This is a genomic window from Lelliottia sp. 489 (assembly GCF_050435885.1).
GTDB classification, from domain to species: Bacteria; Pseudomonadota; Gammaproteobacteria; order Enterobacterales; family Enterobacteriaceae; genus Enterobacter; species Enterobacter nimipressuralis.
Window position 1 is genome coordinate 641,770 of sequence record NZ_JBNDLC010000001.1, and the last position, 17,933, is coordinate 659,702.

Genomic DNA, 17,933 nt, shown 5'->3' on the forward strand with positions numbered 1-17,933 from the left:
AAAATAGTTAATTCAGGTGCTTTCTTGTTCACCCTGTTTTGTGGAAGAATGCGCAGGCCGTAATAAACACAACAATAACTTTTGTCTTGCCTGAATATTTTTCGGGCGGCTTTTCTGTTTTTTTGACATCACCATGGAGTTTTTCATGAGAAATAACACTCCTGTTACACAAAGCGAGTATTTACTTAACGAAGGGTCGACGCTGATGTCGACCACCAATACGCAGAGCCATATTACCTATGCCAACTCTGCGTTTATTGAAGCCAGCGGCTATAAAGAAGAACATCTTATTGGCGAGCCGCACAATGTCATTCGCCACCCGGATATGCCGCCTGACGCCTTTGGGGACATGTGGTTTACGCTCCAACAGGGCCAGAGCTGGACCGGGCTGGTCAAGAACCGCCGCCACAACGGCGATCACTACTGGGTGCGTGCCAACGTCACGCCGGTGTATCAAAACGAAACGCTGACCGGTTATATTTCCGTAAGAAATATCCCCCCGCGCGATGAGATAGACGCCGCTGAACATCTCTATCAGCGGGTCAGAAATAACCAGCTTACCCGGCATCGTTTTTATAAAGGCTTACTGGTTCGTCGCGGGTTATTCTCTTTTCTTTCACTCTTTAAAAAAATGAGCACGGCAAAAAGAGTCAATTACGGTATTGCCGTTACCGCTCTGCTTTCGTTACTGGTATCCCTTTTATTACCAAAAGGTGTTATGCAAATCGCCGGGCTGATGGCGCTCTTTATTGTGCTGGGGTTATATCTGAATGCGCAGGTTTGCCGCCCTCTTAAAAAGATTGTCCGCCAGATGCAACAGGTCGTTTCCGGGCGAAAACCCGCTTATTTTCATTTTGATCGTGTCGATGACGTGGGCATGATGATGCGCCTGGTCAATCAGTCGGGGCTGAATTTAAATTCTCTGGTCGATGACGTCGGAACGCAAATTGCCGGGATCAGCACCATCAGCCAGCAGGTGGCAAAAGAAGGTGCTGCGTTACAGGCGCGCTCTGAAGAGACGGCTGATGATTTGCAGCAAACCGCTGCCGCCGTGGAGGAGATCGCCAGCGCCGTAGAGCAAACCGCGCAAACCGCCGGGGAAGCAATCCATATGGCCGACCGCACCAGCAGCAGCGCCCACAGCGGCGAAACCGCCATGAAGCAGACCATCGGCATGATGCAGTCGGTGTCGAAGGATAACAGCCAGATTGTCGATATTATTGGTGTGATCGACCGAATCGCCTTCCAGACCAATATTCTGGCGCTCAACGCCGCCGTAGAAGCGGCGCGCGCGGGTGAAGCGGGCCGTGGTTTTGCGGTCGTGGCCGCCGAAGTGCGCAACCTGGCGCAGCACTCGGCCTCGGCGGCGAAAGAGATCAAAACGCTGATCGAGAAGAACGTCGCCAGCGTCAACGCCGGTGTGGCAATGGTCGAACAGACCGAAACCCACCTTACGGCGATGATTGGCAATGTGTTACAGGTGACGTCGCTGATCAAAGAGATCGGCCATGCGACGCAGGAACAGACGCTGGCACTGACGCTCATCAACGAGTCTATTTCCCGAATCGGCGTGATGACCCACAACAATACGGGGATGGTCGATAACGTCACCCGCGCCGCGAATCACCTGACGGAGCGCACCACACGGCTGCAACAGGCGATTGCGGTATTTGGCGGCTAACGCCCCTGATACTCCTCGTCGCTCACTTTTTCCAGCCACTCCACCGGGCTGCCGTTCACAGATTCGGCGATGGCGATATGCGTCATCGCGGTCTGTGAACTGGCCCCGTGCCAGTGTTTTACGCCAGGCGGTATCCAGGCGATATCGCCCTGGTTCAGCACCTCGGCGTCTTTGCCCCACTCCTGTAACCAGCCGCGCCCCTGCGTAACAATCAGAGTCTGTCCCAGCGGATGGGTGTGCCAGGCGGTGCGCGCACCCGGCTCGAAAGTCACCGTCGCGCCGCCGACGGACGCGGGTTCCGTTGCCTGAAACGGCGCATCGATGCGCACAGTTCCGCTAAACCACGCTTCAGGGCCACGGGCTGAGGGTAACGAACCACTTCGGATAATTTTCATGTTGTCTCCTGTTTTGCTGATGCGTTAACAGTAGCGCAAACCTGGGAGCAGCATTAGACTGCATAATCAGAAAGGAACCATGAGCCAAATTCATATATCGGGAGCCTCGCCGTGCTGAAAGACAATTTCAACGATTTGTTGTCGTTTATGGTAGTCGCTCGCGAGCGGAGCTTTACCCGCGCCGCTGCCCAGCTTGGCGTGTCGCAGTCGGCACTGAGCCACGCAATGCGCAATCTTGAAGCGCGTCTGGATATGCGCCTGCTCACGCGCACCACCCGCAGCGTGGCCCCGACCGAAGCCGGCGAGCAGCTTTTTATGCGCTTAAGCCCACACCTGCTGGAGATCGAACAGGAACTGACGGCCCTGCGCGAGATGCGTGACAAACCCGCCGGGAACATTCGCATTACCGCCGGGGAGCACGCCATGTCGGCGGTGCTGTGGCCGGTGCTGAAACCCTTTATGCTGCAATACCCGGATATTCACGTTGAGGTCACCGTCGACAACGGTCTGACGGATATCGTTGATGGTCGTTTTGATGCGGGCGTGCGCCTCGGCGAACAGATCGCCAAAGACATGATTGCGGTGCGCATCGCGCCAGATATGCGAATGACGGTGGTGGGCTCGGCAGACTATTTTGCGCGCCACGGCATGCCAGAAACGCCGGAGCAGCTGGCAAACCATTCGTGCATCAATATGCGCCTGCCTACCCTCGGCGGGCTGTATGCCTGGGAATTTGAAAAAGACGGGCGAGAGATACGCGTGCGGGTGGAGGGTCAGTTGACGTTAAATAACCTGCCGCAGCGGATTGATGCCGCCGAGGCAGGTCTGGGGCTGGCGTATGTGCCGGAAGATACGGTGCAGGATGCCATTGCGAAGGGCCGACTGATCCCGGCCCTGCAGGCATGGTGCCCGTATTTCGACGGGTACCACCTTTACTACCCGAGCCGCCGCCAGCACACCACCGCATTTTCGCTGCTGGTCGACGCCCTGCGTAAGACCTAAATTACTTGCCGACGCGCGCCTGCAAATGCTGCGGGTAGCGATCGCCGACCACATCAATGCTCGCCAGCGCCTCATTAATACGGGCGAGCGCTTCTTGTGACAGCGTCACGTTCACGCTTCCGAGGTTCTCCTCCAGACGATGCAGTTTGGTGGTACCCGGAATCGGCACAATCCACGGCGCTTTCGCCAGTAACCACGCCAGCGCGATTTGCGCCGCTGTCACGCCCTGCTCGGCGGCCAGGCGCTGCACCAGATCCACCAGCTGCTGGTTGGCCTGCCGTGAGGCTTCGCTAAAGCGCGGCACCACGTTGCGGAAATCGCTGCTGTCGAAGGTGGTTTGTGCGTTGATCGCCCCTGTCAGGAACCCTTTACCCAGCGGGCTGAACGGAATAAAACCGATGTTTAACTCCTCCAGCAGCGGCAGAATCGCCTGCTCGGGCTCGCGCCACCACAGGGAATATTCGCTTTGCAGCGCGGTGACCGGGCAGACCGCATGCGCGCGGCGAATGGTGTCGACGCCCGCTTCTGACAGGCCAAAGTGTTTTACTTTGCCTTCGGCAATCAGATCGGCAATCGTTCCCGCGACCTCTTCCACCGGCACGTCCGGGTCGACGCGGTGCTGATAATAGAGGTCAATCACCTCAGTTTTCAGACGTTTTAACGATCCTTCAATCGCCGCGCGAATATGTTCAGGGCGGCTGTTAAGTACCTGGCCCGGCTGATCGCAGTCAAAACCAAATTTGGTCGCAATCACCACTTTGTCGCGCACCGGTGCCAGCGCTTCGCCGACCACCTCTTCGTTAATATACGGGCCATAAACTTCGGCGGTATCGAAAAAGGTGACGCCGCGATCTACCGCTGCGCGGATGAGGGCAATGGCCTGCGCCTTGTCCGTCGCCGGGCCGTAACCGAAGCTTAAGCCCATACACCCCAGCCCCAGTGCGGAAACCGTTAAACCGTTTTGTCCGAGTTGTCGCTGTTGCATCTCTTTTCCTCATGGGTTTTCGTGATTAACGTTTTTACTGTAGAGGGATTGGTTCATGAGCACTACAGCGCAGAAAAGCTTGTGCTTATGAATTCAGTTCATCAATGCCATTGCGCAACTATTAAGCACACCTGATGATTAAAGCAGCAGTTAACGGGTCATTTTCTCTGCAAACTGGTCACTATTCAGCATGTTGTGATCCCCGTCTGCTCTGACCACACCATTTCATTCGATCCGTATCACTTTCAGACCGGTTATATTTTGCGTCGCTTATGGATTGCGGGTAGGATGCTTCGCCATGTTTTGCCTTATCCATACGCAGAATGACTGGAAAGGCGACATCTGGCTGCGCAGAAGCAATCGTTTGGTCTGCTGACAGCCATGTACGGGCATCCCTAAGATGATTCAGACAGGTAAACAGGTATCTCAATGAAAACAAGCAATAAAAACGCAGCCGATCATCACGCTGCGAAACGTCGCTGGTTGAACTCTCACGAAGAGGGCTATCACAAGGCGATGGGCAACCGTCAGGTACAGATGATCGCCATCGGCGGCGCTATCGGTACGGGGCTGTTTCTCGGTGCAGGCGCGCGCCTGCAAATGGCTGGCCCGGCTCTCGCACTGGTCTATCTGGTGTGCGGTATTTTCTCCTTCTTTATTCTGCGTGCGCTCGGCGAGCTGGTATTGCACCGCCCTTCCAGCGGCAGCTTTGTCTCCTATGCCCGTGAGTTTCTCGGCGAAAAGGCAGCCTATGTGGCGGGCTGGATGTACTTCGTCAACTGGGCGATGACCGGGATCGTGGATATCACCGCGGTCGCGCTGTATATGCACTACTGGGGCGCGTTTGGCGATGTGCCACAGTGGGTGTTTGCCCTTGGCGCGCTGGCGATTGTCGGCACCATGAACATGATTGGCGTGAAGTGGTTCGCCGAGATGGAGTTCTGGTTCGCGCTGGTAAAAGTCCTGGCGATTGTGATCTTCCTGGTGGTCGGTACGGTGTTCCTCGGCAGCGGTAAACCGCTCGACGGCGGCGCAACCGGCTTCCATCTGATAACGGATAATGGCGGCTTCTTCCCGCACGGCCTGCTGCCTGCGCTGGTACTGGTCCAGGGCGTCGTGTTTGCCTTCGCCTCTATCGAACTGGTCGGGACCGCGGCGGGTGAATGTAAAGATCCGCAGACCATGGTGCCAAAAGCGATCAACAGCGTCATCTGGCGTATCGGTCTGTTCTATGTAGGCTCGGTGGTACTGCTGGTACTGTTACTGCCGTGGAATGCTTATCAGGCGGGTCAAAGCCCGTTCGTGACCTTCTTCTCGAAGCTCGGCGTGCCTTACGTGGGCAGCATCATGAATATCGTGGTACTGACCGCCGCGCTTTCGAGCCTGAACTCCGGTTTGTACTCCACGGGCCGTATCCTGCGCTCCATGTCGATGGGCGGTTCTGCGCCTAAGTTCATGTCGAAAATGAGCAAACAGCAGGTGCCGTACGCGGGGATTCTGGCAACGCTGGTGGTGTATGTCTTTGGCGTGTTCCTGAACTATCTGGTGCCGTCTCAGGTGTTTGAGATCGTACTGAACGTGGCGGCAATCGGCATTATCGCCTCCTGGGCGTTTATCGTGGTGTGCCAGATGCGCCTGCGCAAAGCGATCAAGGAAGGTAAAGCGGCGGATGTGAGCTTCAAGATGCCGGGCGCACCGGTGACCTCGTGGTTGACCCTGCTGTTCCTGTTGAGCGTGCTGGTGCTGATGGCGTTTGACTATCCAAACGGCACCTACACCATCGCCACCATTCCGCTGCTGGCGGTTCTGCTGGTTGCTGGCTGGTTTGGCGTGCGTAAGCGTGTAAATGAAATCCACAGCACCGCGCCGGTACTGGCGGATGATGTGCAGCACGACGCGCCGTTGATTGAAGAGACGTCGCGGTAATATTTTGCAGGCCGGGCCAGGCGACACCGCTCCCCGGCAACAAGAAAAAAGGAAGGCCTGGGCCTTCCTTTTTTTTACCCACAGCGCCAGATTTACGCGGCGCTACCACACACGCTTTACAGCGCGATACGGATCACGTCGTCAGGCTGGGTGGCTTCCTGCTGACGGGTAGATTTCTGTTTCACCGTCACATACAGCGTTTTGCCGTCAGCGGACAGCGCCAGGCTGTTCGGGAAGGTTGGCGTATCGATGGTCTTCGTCACTTTGTAGGTTTTCGCGTCGATCACGCTGACTTTGCCCGCTTCGCGGTGCGTTACGTAAGCTTCGTTGCGCGTCGGGTTAAACAGCACCGCCAGCGATTCAGGGGCAGCGATTTTCTCAATCACGCTTGCGTCCTTCAGGTTCACCACCAGCACTTCCGGTTGTTTGGAGTCGGTCAGGAACGCGCGTTGCCCTTTGGTATCCAGGCTCAGGTTCAGGTAGAAATGCTCTTTCCCGTCGTCCTGCACTTTTTTGTGGCTCAGCACTTTGTTGGTGGCCGTATCGATGGTGATCAGCTCGCCGTCGGCGTTGGTGCTGTAGAGACGTTTTGCCTGCGCATCCAGCGCCAGACCCGTGCTGAATGCACCGGTATTAGCAATGGTCTCTTTCAGTTTCAGGGTTTCGCCATCCACCACCCAAATCACACTCTCTTTGCCGATACCGGTGATATAGACGGTATTGGTGGTGTCATCGGCCACCAGCTCGCGCGGCTGCAGCGGCTTCACGGTTTCGCTGCGCTTGCGATCGTCAAGCACCAGGCGCCCTTTCACTTCGCCGGTTTTAGCGTCGATAGCCGTTACCGCGCTGTTGGTGGTGTTACCAAACCACAGGGTCTGAGTGGCATTGTTGATGGTGGCGCCGAACGGTTTTAAATCGTTATGAATGGCCTGCGTCACTTCAAGTGTGACGGGATCAAGACGGTAAACCACGCCACCTTTATCCGTTTTGCGGCTTTGCGTGGTCGCAACCCACAGGGCATTTTCCTGCTGGCTGACCGCCATTTCGTAAGCGCCTTTACCCACCGCTTTTCGCAGCATCTCTTCTGCAGCATGAACATTAAACGACCCCGCTACCAGCAGTGAACCCAACAGCAGAGAACCACGCAGACGCGGTGAGCACAGATGACGTAATGACATGACGACTCCCTTTGATAAAAAAATGTGTAATGCCGACATTGCTTCCCTGAGACGAAGTCATCGCTTCATCCTGTTTTATTGTTGAGAATAGTAATCATTATTCACCTGAATGTGGAGCCTTAGTTTCCCGTTTCGCGCCCCGCTTCGTTTTTATCTACACTTCTGTTAACGCAACGTGCTGTTAAAGTTTTCAAAACCTTTACAAAAGATTTACCATACGCACATGTGTTCCATTTGGTTCGTTTTCTTCATCAACCGGCTCTTTATTCATGAAAATCATTTCTGCCCGTCAGGCCACACTCACCCTGTTGTGGATGCCGACGATCTTTGCCCCCGCAGCGGCACTGGCTGCACAAGAACAAACGATGATCGTCAGCGCCACGCCGCAGACCGTTTCTGAACTCGATACCCCTGCCGCGGTTAGCGTCGTGAACGGGGATGACATGCGTCAGGCTGCGCCGCGCATCAACCTTTCTGAATCGCTCGGCAGCGTGCCAGGTTTACAAATTCAGAACCGGCAGAACTACGCTCAGGACCTGCAGCTCTCCATGCGTGGCTTCGGTGCCCGCTCTACCTTCGGCGTGCGCGGTATTCGCATGTACGTCGACGGCATCCCGGCGACTATGCCGGACGGCCAGGGGCAGACTTCAAATATCGATCTCTCCAGCATCGACAGCGTCGAAGTGCTGCGCGGCCCGTTCTCTGCCCTGTACGGCAATGCCTCCGGCGGCGTGATCAATATCGCCAGCCAGACCGGCCAACAGCCGCCGACCATTGAAGCGAGCAGCTATTACGGCAGCTACGGCACCTGGCGCTACGGCCTGAAAGCCACCGGCGCAATGGGTGACGGCACCCATGCGGGCGATGTGGATTACACGGTGTCGACGACCCGTTTCACGACGAAGGGCTATCGCGACCACAGCGGCGCGCGTAAAAATCTGGCGAACGCCAAACTGGGTGTGCGCATTGATGACGCCAGTAAACTGACGCTGATTTTCAACAGCGTCGACATGAAAGCTAACGATCCGGGCGGACTGGATTATCAGGAGTGGCGCGACAACCCGCGTCAGTCTCCGCGCGCCGATCAGTACAACACCCGCAAAACCATCAAGCAGACCCAGGCTGGCCTGCGCTATGAGCGCCAGTTGACGGAGCAGGACGATCTCAGCGTGATGATGTACGCCGGTGAGCGTGAAATGACGCAGTATCAGTCGATTCCCTATCAGCCGCAGCTGAAAGAGACCCACTCCGGCGGCGTGATCGATATGCAGCGCCACTATCAGGGCGTGGACACCCGCTGGACGCATCGCGGCGAACTGCTGGTGCCCGTGACCTTCACCACCGGGCTGAACTACGAAAACATGAGCGAAGATCGTCGCGGTTACGAGAACTTCGTCATGAACAACGGCGTGCCGGAGTACGGTGTGAAAGGCGATAAACGCCGCAACGAACGTAACCTGATGTGGAACGTCGACCCGTATCTGCAGACCAGCTGGCAGCTGACGCAAAAACTCTCCCTGGATGCAGGCGTGCGTTACAGCTCCGTGTGGTTTGACTCCAACGATCACTACGTACAAGGCGCCAACGGGGATGACAGCGGCGACGCGAGCTACCACAAATGGCTGCCTGCCAGTTCTTTAAAATACGCCATCACCGATGGGTGGAACGTCTACGCTGCGGCGGGCCGCGGGTTTGAAACGCCGACCATCAACGAACTCTCCTACCGTTCCGGAAATCAAAGCGGGCTGAACTTCGGCCTGAAACCCTCCACCAACAATACTTACGAAGTGGGCAGCAAAACCCGCGTCGGCAATGGTCTGTTGACGGCGGCGCTTTTCCGCACCGATACGGATGATGAGATTGTGGTAGACGCCAGCGCCGGCGGCCGTACCAGCTATAAAAACGCCGGGAAAACGCGTCGTCAGGGCGTGGAGCTTTCCCTCGATCAGCAGTTTGCCGAGAACTGGAAGTTGAAAATGGCGTGGACGTATCTGGATGCAACGTACCGCACCAACGTCTGCTCCGACGCCGACTGTAACGGCAACCGTATGCCGGGCATCGCCCGCAATATGGGTTATGCGTCGTTCGGCTGGCAGCCGGAAGAAGGCTGGTACGCAGGCTCGGATGTGCGCTATATGAGCGATATCATGGCGGACGATGAAAACACCGCCAAAGCCCCTTCCTACACCGTGGTCGGCCTGAATACGGGCTACAAATTTAACTACGGCAACTGGGGAATGGACGTCTTCGGGCGCGTCGATAACCTGTTCGACAAAGAGTATGTCGGATCGGTCATCGTTAACGAATCCAACGGCCGCTACTACGAACCGGCTCCGGGGCGTAATTACGGCGTGGGGATGTCCGTGTCATATCGTTTCGAATAACGGTTAATAGAAGCTACACAACAAAAACCCCGCCTGACGAATGCGGGGTTTCAGAGGCCAATTATTCCTCAACGTAACGGTACGCGGTCACAATCCCTTGATCAGAGAAATCAACCGACAGATATTGTTTCCTGTCGAGGATCACCGGAATGATAAGGTAGATGCGGCGATCGACGATTTTTGAGGTATATACCCAGTGGTTCACTTTGTTGTAATCCGGTGTATTGGCGGGAACGCCGAAGGCAATCAGAACATCTTTGCGGGTGGTCACCTCAGGAGTGATTTTCTGTTTGATCTCTTTTTCAGAATACTGCGCTAAGCTGGTTGCGCCCGTTTTATCGTAATTTGACGCACATGACGCGCTCATTAAGACAAGTAAAACAATTCCTAACGCCTTCGCCGCTCTCATTGCTTAACATCCTTTTCCACATAGATGCCATTGGTGGTATCTAATGCGACTTCCTTCATATACAGCACGCAGTAGCCCGTCTTGTCTGCGTAGCTGATGTGCCCTTCATAGATTTTTTGCTTTTCAGGTACGAATGAAAGGGTGACGTGGCAGCCCTGATACAATGAATGCTCAATGATGGTTTTTTGATTAGGTATTAGCAGCGTTTCAAAATAATCATCTTTGTAACTCTTTCCGGTTATTTTGGGTAAGCCAATATCCTTTGTTGAACCCAGGAAAGGATTCAGGTAACGATTATGCTTTAAAACCCATCCACCCGTTTCTTTACCGGAAGGGTCGTATTGATAAATCCCGTAGCTCATAGGAGGCCCGATAAGACGGATTTTTGCGACATCAGCACTGTTTGCTGGAGGGGTGTACAGTTTTGGCTCTGGGAATAACGTGCTGCAGCCTGATACGCTCAGGGCAACAGGAATCAAAATCCAGCTCAGATATTTCATCATCTATCCTTGTCTAAAAAGGTAGAGTGAATATCGGCATGCCTCTTCAAAACTTGATGGTGAGTTTTTACATCAATAAACATGAAATAATATTCCCGGAAGAGCAATTCCTCCGGGTAATAGTTAAGCAGGGCAATAGTTTTAGTGAAGAAGTAAAAAGGAATTAAACTATTCCTTAACTAAAATACTGCTGCAATAAAAGCGCCGTCGACCCGTCAATGAGTTTATCAATCGCTTTATCACAGGCCACTGCATCGCCGCGCTCAAGCGCATCCAGCAGTTCATCGTAGCGATACGAGTATTTTGAAATGTCGTGTACATCTTCGTAGAGATAATTGAAGCAGGGGCCAATACGCACCCAAAGTTGCTCAATCATCGCCGTTAATGTTGGCATCTGGGCGCATTCATACAGCCTGAAGCGAAACGCACGATTAGCATGCAGGGCGCGCTGCGCCTCGCCGTTACGCATTGCAGCGTGGAATTTCTCTGCCAGATCGCGTAATTCCTGCAGCTTGCTGTCTGTCATTTTTTCACAGGCTGCTGCAACCGCCATCGACTCTAATTGCTTACGAATGGCGTTTATTTCTGTATAGCGATCGAGGGTGATCTCCGGTACCAGAAAAGCCTGTGCCGGTGTGGCATGCAGGGCTCCGGCGGAAACCAGCCGTAAAAGTGCTTCGCGAACAGGAGTAATACTAGTGCCTAATTTATCCGCAATCTCTTTGGTAATAAGCCTGGCGCCAGGTTTGAGCGCTCCGGCAATCAACGCCCCTTTCAGGCTCACCTCAACTTGCATCGTAAGGCTCAGGCGTTGTGCTTTTTCTAAATGTTCCAATTCAAGCATGTGCATTTCCTTCAGCTTAAAAAATAAGCGCTATTCATCCACCCGTTTTGACCTGAACGAGTGCCTGTCGATATATCCTGTATCTTCACACTGGTATTGGAATGACGCTAAAAAATTCAAGAACCAAAATTTATGCATTTTTTTTGCCCTCGGCTCACCGAATCCGGTATGGCCGATAGCTATGCTGGTATTATTAAAGACATTATAGTCAAACTTTAAGAATATATTATGGCGGGGATTCCCGCCATAATGAGTACCATTAGTTATCATTCGCGACGCGTATCACCACTTTGCCAAAGTTTTTGCCTTCCAGCAGGCCAATCAGCGCCTGAGGTGCATTCTCCAGCCCGTCGATCACCTGCTCGCGATACTGAATTTTGCCCTCTTTGATCCAGCGCCCCATCTCATCCTGAAATTCCTGAATGCGATGACCGTAATCCTGGCCAATAATAAAGCCCTGCATGCGAATGCGTTTCTTGAGCAGCGTCGCCATCAGCAGAGGCAGACGGTCTGGCCCGTCCGGCAGTCCGGTGGCGTTGTACCCGCTCACCAGCCCGCACACCGGCACGCGCGCCGAGGTATTCAACAGCGGCAGTACGGCGTCGAACACTTTACCGCCGACATTTTCGTAGTACACATCGATGCCTTTCGGACAGGCCTGAGCCAGCTGTTCGGCAAAATCGTCCGCGCGATGATCCAGGCACTTGTCAAACCCGAGGACCTCAACCGCGTGGCGGCATTTCTCCGCGCCACCTGCAATGCCGACCACATAGCAGCCTTTGATTTTGCCGATCTGACCGACGGTCGCCCCAACCGGGCCGGTTGCCGCTGCAACCACTAACGTCTCACCCTCTTTCGGCTGGCCGATATCCAGCAGCCCCATGTAGGCCGTGAAACCGGGCATTCCCAGCACGCCAAGTGCCCAGGATGGCTGTTTCACCTCATCGCCGAGTTTGACCAGGCCCGTGCCGTCAGAGAGTTCGTACTCCTGCCAGCCGCTGTAGCCCAGCACCCACTCGCCCGCTTTAAATTTCGGGTGGTTCGACTGCTCAACGCGGCTGACCGTGCCGCCCACCATCACCGCGCCAATTTCAACCGGCGGCGAATAGGACGGCGCATCGCTCATGCGGCCACGCATGTACGGGTCGAGTGACAGCCAGACGGTACGCAGCAAAACTTGCCCGTCCGCAGGCGTTGGGATCGGTTGCTCTTCTAAACGAAAATTGTCCGCGACCGGCGCACCCTGTGGGCGAGACGCCAGCACCAGGCGGCGGTTTGTGTTTGCAGATTGACTCATGGATCGCTCCTTATTACGCAAATGTCCTTAGAGACTAGCGCCTGTTGCCGACAACTGCCTTATCATTACAAGCCAGACTGATTCAGGCGCACCACCAGATACACGCAGGGGTTTTGCGTCTCATTGATAAAGCGGCAGTCGTTAGGTGGCCCCAGCTCCAGACAATCTCCGGCCTGCATTTCATGGCGGGTATCGCCCTCCTGAAACACCAGTTCACCGGACTGCAACCAGATAAGCTGACGCGCCAGCGCGTAGGATGACGCAGGCATCGGCACATCGCTGCCGCCGGGGAGTTCGACCTGAACCAGATCGATTGGCAAGTCGGTACGCGGTGAAACGTGGCGGCGCAGATAATGCGTTTGCGGATCGCGCCACACCGGCTGGTTGGCAAAGCGCAGCAGCTTGCCTTCCTGCATCTCAGCGCGGGCGATGAGCGTCGACATGCTGATACCGAACGCCCCCGACAGCCGCGCCAGAAGCGTTGCGGTCGGGCTGCTTTCGCTGCGTTCAATTTTGTGGATCATGGCGCGTGACACGCCTGCCCGCTCAGCAAGCTCGCTAAGAGACCAACCGCGCGATTCGCGTTCCACCCGAATTCGCGCGCTAATCCGTTGATTCATATCGTCTGGCATAGTGTTCATGACGTCATACTATAGTGTATGGACTCGATTTCAATGCCGTTGTCATAACAAAAAAATATGTCTTATGCCGTAGCGGTCTGGCGCGGCGTTTGTGTAATATTGTGAGTAATACGTACCACTATAGTGAACAACCGATCCCGAGGTTCCGATGATTATCCGTCACGCCAGTAATGAAGATTGCGCCGCTATCGGCGAGATTTACAACCACGCGGTGCTGCATACTGCAGCAATCTGGAACGACACCACTGTTGATACGGAGAACCGTATTGCCTGGTTTGAAGCGCGCACGCTGATGGGCTATCCGGTGCTGGTCAGCGAAGAAAACGGCGTGGTCACAGGCTATGCTTCCTTCGGCGACTGGCGCGCCTTTGACGGTTTCCGCCACACGGTCGAGCATTCGGTCTACGTTCATCCCGATCATCAGGGTAAAGGCATTGGCCGCGAACTGATGCAAACGCTGATCGTTGAAGCGCGCGCTATCGGCAAACACGTGATGGTGGCGGGCATCGAAGCGCAAAATCAGGCCTCCATTCATCTGCATGAGACCCTCGGTTTTGTCATTACCGGGCAGATGCCGCAGGTGGGAACAAAATTTGGCCGCTGGCTGGATCTGACCTTTATGCAGCTCCAGCTCGACGATCGCCACGAACCGGACGCGATCGGATGAATCAATCCCTGACGCTGGTCTTTCTGGTGGCTGCCGGCATCGGTCTGGTGGTGCAAAACACGCTGATGGTGCGCATCACCCAGTCGTCATCGACGATTTTGATCGCCATGCTGCTGAACTCACTGGTCGGTATTGTCTTGTTTGTCAGCATATTACTGATTAAAAACGGCGTGGCGGGCTTCAGCGAGCTGGCGTCCACAATACGCTGGTGGACGCTGATTCCTGGGTTGCTGGGGTCATTTTTTGTCTTTGCCAGCATCAGCGGCTATCAGTATGTCGGTGCAGCCACGACGATTGCGGTGCTGGTCGCCAGTCAGTTGATTGGCGGGCTGGTGATGGACGTGCTGAAAAGCCAGGGGATCCCGCTGCGGGCGCTGATTGGCCCGGTCTGCGGTGCGGTGCTGCTGGTGATTGGCGCCTGGCTGGTTGCTAGGCGCCAGTTCTGACGTTTACAGAATCGAGCCGCCTTTGGTCAGCTGATCGTGGCGGGCGTCGGCCTCTTCTTTATGCTGCTTGCCGTGGTGCGCAATGGTGTTACGCAGACGTTGCTGCTGAGCGTAGCGATCTTCGCGGCTCAGTTCGCTGTCTTCGCTCAGTTCGATGAGCAGTTCATTCATGTGAGTGATGACACTCTCTTCCACCGCGGCATCCACGCGCGCGATCACGTCGTCTAAATGTGACATTGTCACTCCTTGTCATCGAGTCATATCGCCGGGCGGCGGCATTGCCTTACCCGGCTAACACATACGCTGTCCAGCAGGCCCGATAAGCGCAACGCCACCAGGCATCAGATTAGTTCAGCTTCGCTTTGGAGAAATCACTGCCCATCAGGCTAACGCTATATCCGGTCACATTACTGCGTGTGGCGTAGAACGTTTTGCCGTTTGCCAGCGCAATCCACGGCGCCTGCTGGTAGAAAATCTCCTGCGCCTGGCTGTACAGCGCCGCACGCTTCGCCGGTTCGCTGGTCAGCTTCGCTTTTTGTACCAGGTCATTATACCCTTTGTCACACCAGCGTGCGGCATTCGAGCCGGTCTTGATGCTGTTGCAGCCGAGCAGCACATCGGCGAAGTTGTCCGGGTCACCGTTATCAGACATCCAGCCAAACAGCGCGCTGTCGTGCTCGCCTTTACGCATTCCGGACAGGTACTCGCCCCACTCGTAAGAGACAATTTTCGCCTTCACGCCCACCTTCGCCCAGTCGCTCTGAATCATCTCCGCGATGCGTTTGGAGTTCGGGTTGTACGGGCGCTGAACCGGCATCGACCACAGGGTCACTTCTGCGCCCTTCTCCAGCCCCGCCTGCTTCAGCAGCGCTTTCGCTTTTTCCAGATCGTAACTGTAGTCTTTCAAATCTTTGTTATAACCGAGCATGTTCGGCGGAATCGGTGATTTAGCGACCGTACCGGAACCCATAAACACGGCGTTAACAATGGCAGTTTTATCCGTCGCGTAGTTCAGCGCCTGACGCACCAGCACGTTATCAAACGGTTTTTTCTCGGTGTTAAACGCCAGATAGCCGACGTTCAGCGCATCAACGGAATGCAGCGTCAGATCTTTATTCTTCTTAATCACGTCAAACTGAACCGGGGATGGCGCAGGGATAATCTGGCATTCGTTGGTTTGCAGCTTCGCGAGGCGCGTTTCCACGTTCGGCGTAATCGAGAAAATCAGATGTTTTGTCGGCACCTCGCCGTCCCAGTAATTCGGGTTAGCAACGTAGCGGATCAGAGAATCAACTTTATACTGCTGCAGCACGTACGGGCCGGTACCAATTGGCCAGGTGTCGACGTTTTCCGGCGTCCCTTTTTTGAGCATAGCGTCTGCATATTCGGCTGACAGGATCGAGGCGAAATCCATTCCCCAGTCGGCGAGGAACGCCGCGTTCGGCTCACTCAACACAAACTGCACATGGTAATCATCGACTTTTTTGACTTCCTGGATCAGCTTATCCAGTCCGACGTCATTGAAATATTCGTAATTACCCTGGGAGACGTTGTGATACGGATGCTTAGGGTCTTTCTGACGCAGCACCGAGAAAATAACGTCATCGGCGTTAAAATCACGGGTCGGTTTGAAGTATTTGTTACTGTTAAATTTCACGCCTTTACGCAGCGTAAACGTATAGGTTTTGCCGTCCGGAGAGATAGTCCAGGATTCCGCCAGCGACGGAACCGGGGTATTTTTGACCGGATCAAAATTAATCAGACGGTTATAAAGCACCTGAGAGCTGGCAACGAATGACGGGCCGGAGCTGGCGATTTGCGGGTTGAACGACTCCGGTGACGCCTCAGAGCAGTAAATGATCGTATCTGTGTTTGCCGCCCAGGCAGCACTTGCCGGTAAGAGTGTACTCAGCGCAAGCGCGAGCAGCTTTTTCCCTGTGGTCATGGTTATAAGCCTTTTGATTTTTATATATAGAACGTCAATAACAGCACAGCCCTGAGCGGGTGGCAAATAACGAAACACTATCAGGATATTCTAAAGCCATTAATTTCGCTGGTTTAACAGCCAGCCATCGTCCGGTGATTTGCCTTAAGTGTGCTGTTTCGTCAACCACTAATGCACCTTTCTATCCGCTAAGAAATCGCCGCTTTTAGCGTCTCCTCGTCCGTTTGCTTGCAAAACGATTTCGTTAAAGTATTGGGGTGAAGAAGTCTACAGGACCAAATCGTGGCAAAAACACTTTTACGCAGCGGCAATCTCGATGATTTTCAGGCCGTTGGCGGCGGCGGACAGGCCGTATTTGAATCAGCACTACAAATCCGTGAAGCGCTGCGTCTGCGCAAACAGCAGACGATCGTCGATTGTCTGGCGATCCCGCAGGTGAACGAAGGCGGTGACCGTGTCGACTGGTATTCACCGGTGGACGGTGACGTTCTGGGCTGGAATGCCGCCGATGAAGACGCACGTTTTCGCGCCCTGCGCTATCTGGAGAACACCCTCTCAAGCGTCGAATCGCTGAGTAAAAAGAGCCTCCAGTCGCCTAAAACCGCACAACAGCTGTTTGGTTCCCTGCTTTCAAAAGCATTCCAGTTCCCCGGCGAAAATTTCCTGTTCCTCGTCGACGGCAAGCCGGTTATCGCGTTCTGGGGTTTTGTGAATCTCAATGAAAACGCGCGAGAGGATGTTCTGGATTGCCTGCGTGAATCCCTCAAGCCTGAGCCGATGCCTGCGCCAGTTGAAGAGCCTGAGCCTGAAGAACCCGCCCCGGCGATTGTGTTTGAGCAAGCCGACGCGCCGCTCATCGCACCACCGCCTGTGGTTCGTGTGACAGAGGACGACCTCTATTCCGCTGAGCCTGCGCCCGTGGTGATGCCTGAAGTGTCCACGCCCGCAGAACCTGCGCCTGTGGTTGTAGGCAAAAAACGCCGCGTTCCGCTCTGGTCTCTGCCTGTGGCGGCCGTGATTGTCGCGGCCATCGCGACTCCTCTGTTGTGGCCTAAACAGGCGCCTTCGGCCGAGCCTGTCGCAACGCCTGCTCCGGCACCGATTGCTATTGCCCCGAAACCGGTAAAACCGGCGGTTGAGATGGCGATGAATCTGCCCCTGCACCAGGCCGAAATTCTGCCGGTTAAAGCCGCAGAACCTGCACCGGCCCCGGTCGCAGAACCGGTGATAATTTCCGCGATCCCTAAAGATGCCATGGTGATGGACGCCGTTCAGGTAAAAACCGGCTCAACGAAATTCCTCAACGGCACCTGGCGCGCCATGCTGGACGTGAAAGATCCGATCACCGGGAAAGCACCGTCACTGCGTTATCAAATTCAGAACAACAAGGGGACCGCTCGCGTGGTTCAGGGCGATAACGTTATTTGTCGAAGCGACATTTTCTCGGGCCTTCACAGCAACGGCGAACTGATGATTAAGAGCCGCGGCAATGCCCGCTGCACGGACGGTTCGCGCTACCCGATGCCGGAAATCGCCTGTAAAGCCGGGACTAACGACGTGGCGGAGTGTACTGCCCGTTATGATGCCAAAACCGTCGTTCCGCTGACGTTCAAGAAAGCAGGTGCCTGATCCT

General features: G+C 54.9%; 18 protein-coding genes. 7 read left to right on the plus strand and 11 right to left on the minus strand.

Annotated elements, in window-relative coordinates; genetic code table 11:
- Window positions 1-12: 12 nt before the first annotated feature.
- Window positions 13-147, minus strand: coding sequence for a hypothetical protein (locus ABIE11_RS03210; protein WP_255409570.1), 135 nt, complete (start codon window positions 145-147; stop codon window positions 13-15).
- Here ABIE11_RS03210 and ABIE11_RS03215 point away from each other — a divergent pair.
- Window positions 146-1,681: a methyl-accepting chemotaxis protein gene (locus tag ABIE11_RS03215; RefSeq protein WP_429183975.1), complete on the plus strand. Its 1,536-nt coding sequence runs from the start codon at window positions 146-148 to the stop codon at window positions 1,679-1,681. The genes ABIE11_RS03210 and ABIE11_RS03215 overlap by 2 nt on opposite strands.
- On the opposite strand, the gene ABIE11_RS03220 is transcribed toward ABIE11_RS03215, so the two are convergent.
- On the minus strand, window positions 1,678-2,076 hold the full coding sequence (locus ABIE11_RS03220; RefSeq protein ID WP_194512391.1) for a (R)-mandelonitrile lyase: 399 nt from the start codon (window positions 2,074-2,076) through the stop codon (window positions 1,678-1,680). The two genes, ABIE11_RS03215 and ABIE11_RS03220, sit on opposite strands and share 4 nt — an antisense overlap.
- 111 nt (window positions 2,077-2,187) lie before the next feature.
- Here ABIE11_RS03220 and ABIE11_RS03225 point away from each other — a divergent pair, with 111 nt between their 5' ends.
- A complete protein-coding gene (locus tag ABIE11_RS03225) occupies window positions 2,188-3,078 on the plus strand; it encodes a LysR family transcriptional regulator (RefSeq protein WP_100780051.1) in 891 nt (296 codons plus the stop codon).
- Between the two features lies 1 nt (window position 3,079).
- On the opposite strand, the gene ABIE11_RS03230 is transcribed toward ABIE11_RS03225, so the two are convergent.
- Window positions 3,080-4,063: an aldo/keto reductase gene (locus ABIE11_RS03230; RefSeq protein ID WP_429183976.1), complete on the minus strand. Its 984-nt coding sequence runs from the start codon at window positions 4,061-4,063 to the stop codon at window positions 3,080-3,082.
- A 429-nt stretch (window positions 4,064-4,492) separates the two neighbouring features.
- Between ABIE11_RS03230 and ansP the strand changes: the two genes are divergently transcribed.
- The gene (gene ansP, locus ABIE11_RS03235; protein ID WP_100780049.1) at window positions 4,493-5,989 is read left to right on the plus strand and encodes an L-asparagine permease; all 1,497 of its coding nucleotides are present in this window, start codon (window positions 4,493-4,495) and stop codon (window positions 5,987-5,989) included.
- A gap of 116 nt (window positions 5,990-6,105) precedes the next feature.
- Here the strand turns inward: ansP and ABIE11_RS03240 are convergent, their stop codons facing one another.
- Window positions 6,106-7,167 (minus strand): YncE family protein, encoded by a 1,062-nt coding sequence (locus ABIE11_RS03240; RefSeq protein ID WP_429183977.1) that lies wholly within the window; start codon window positions 7,165-7,167, stop codon window positions 6,106-6,108.
- Between the two features lie 269 nt (window positions 7,168-7,436).
- On the opposite strand from ABIE11_RS03240, the gene pqqU reads away from it, so the two are divergent.
- The gene (gene pqqU / locus ABIE11_RS03245; protein ID WP_231275672.1) at window positions 7,437-9,551 is read left to right on the plus strand and encodes a TonB-dependent receptor PqqU; all 2,115 of its coding nucleotides are present in this window, start codon (window positions 7,437-7,439) and stop codon (window positions 9,549-9,551) included.
- Window positions 9,552-9,612: 61 nt separating this feature from the next.
- Here pqqU and ABIE11_RS03250 read toward each other — a convergent pair whose 3' ends face one another.
- From ABIE11_RS03250 to ABIE11_RS03270, 5 genes are all read right to left on the minus strand, one after another.
- Window positions 9,613-9,960, minus strand: a complete 348-nt coding sequence (locus ABIE11_RS03250) for a hypothetical protein (RefSeq protein ID WP_129035244.1) — start codon at window positions 9,958-9,960, stop codon at window positions 9,613-9,615.
- Window positions 9,957-10,463 carry a hypothetical protein gene (locus ABIE11_RS03255; protein WP_228483284.1) on the minus strand — a complete coding sequence of 169 codons (507 nt, stop codon included), beginning with the start codon at window positions 10,461-10,463 and terminating at the stop codon, window positions 9,957-9,959. The genes ABIE11_RS03250 and ABIE11_RS03255 overlap by 4 nt, the downstream gene beginning before the upstream one ends.
- Window positions 10,464-10,635: 172 nt before the next feature.
- Window positions 10,636-11,304, minus strand: a complete 669-nt coding sequence (locus tag ABIE11_RS03260; RefSeq protein ID WP_100780046.1) for a GntR family transcriptional regulator — start codon at window positions 11,302-11,304, stop codon at window positions 10,636-10,638.
- A gap of 259 nt (window positions 11,305-11,563) precedes the next feature.
- Entirely contained in the window at window positions 11,564-12,601 is a 1,038-nt protein-coding gene (locus tag ABIE11_RS03265; protein WP_429183978.1) for an NADP-dependent oxidoreductase, read from the minus strand.
- 65 nt (window positions 12,602-12,666) lie between these two features.
- Entirely contained in the window at window positions 12,667-13,242 is a 576-nt protein-coding gene (locus tag ABIE11_RS03270) for a helix-turn-helix domain-containing protein (RefSeq protein ID WP_429183979.1), read from the minus strand.
- A gap of 148 nt (window positions 13,243-13,390) precedes the next feature.
- Between ABIE11_RS03270 and ABIE11_RS03275 the strand changes: the two genes are divergently transcribed.
- Window positions 13,391-13,909: an N-acetyltransferase family protein gene (locus tag ABIE11_RS03275; RefSeq protein WP_429183980.1), complete on the plus strand. Its 519-nt coding sequence runs from the start codon at window positions 13,391-13,393 to the stop codon at window positions 13,907-13,909.
- Window positions 13,906-14,355, plus strand: coding sequence for a DMT family transporter (locus ABIE11_RS03280; RefSeq protein ID WP_102103794.1), 450 nt, complete (start codon window positions 13,906-13,908; stop codon window positions 14,353-14,355). The genes ABIE11_RS03275 and ABIE11_RS03280 overlap by 4 nt, the downstream gene beginning before the upstream one ends.
- Before the next feature lie 3 nt (window positions 14,356-14,358).
- On the opposite strand, the gene ABIE11_RS03285 is transcribed toward ABIE11_RS03280, so the two are convergent.
- Together ABIE11_RS03285 and ABIE11_RS03290 are read right to left on the minus strand one after the other, a co-directional pair.
- Entirely contained in the window at window positions 14,359-14,592 is a 234-nt protein-coding gene (locus tag ABIE11_RS03285; RefSeq protein WP_102103795.1) for a YdcY family protein, read from the minus strand.
- Between the two features lie 109 nt (window positions 14,593-14,701).
- A complete protein-coding gene (locus ABIE11_RS03290) occupies window positions 14,702-16,300 on the minus strand; it encodes an ABC transporter substrate-binding protein (protein ID WP_429183981.1) in 1,599 nt (532 codons plus the stop codon).
- A gap of 282 nt (window positions 16,301-16,582) precedes the next feature.
- On the opposite strand from ABIE11_RS03290, the gene ABIE11_RS03295 reads away from it, so the two are divergent.
- Window positions 16,583-17,929 carry an SrfA family protein gene (locus ABIE11_RS03295; protein ID WP_429183982.1) on the plus strand — a complete coding sequence of 449 codons (1,347 nt, stop codon included), beginning with the start codon at window positions 16,583-16,585 and terminating at the stop codon, window positions 17,927-17,929.
- Window positions 17,930-17,933 lie beyond the last annotated feature (4 nt).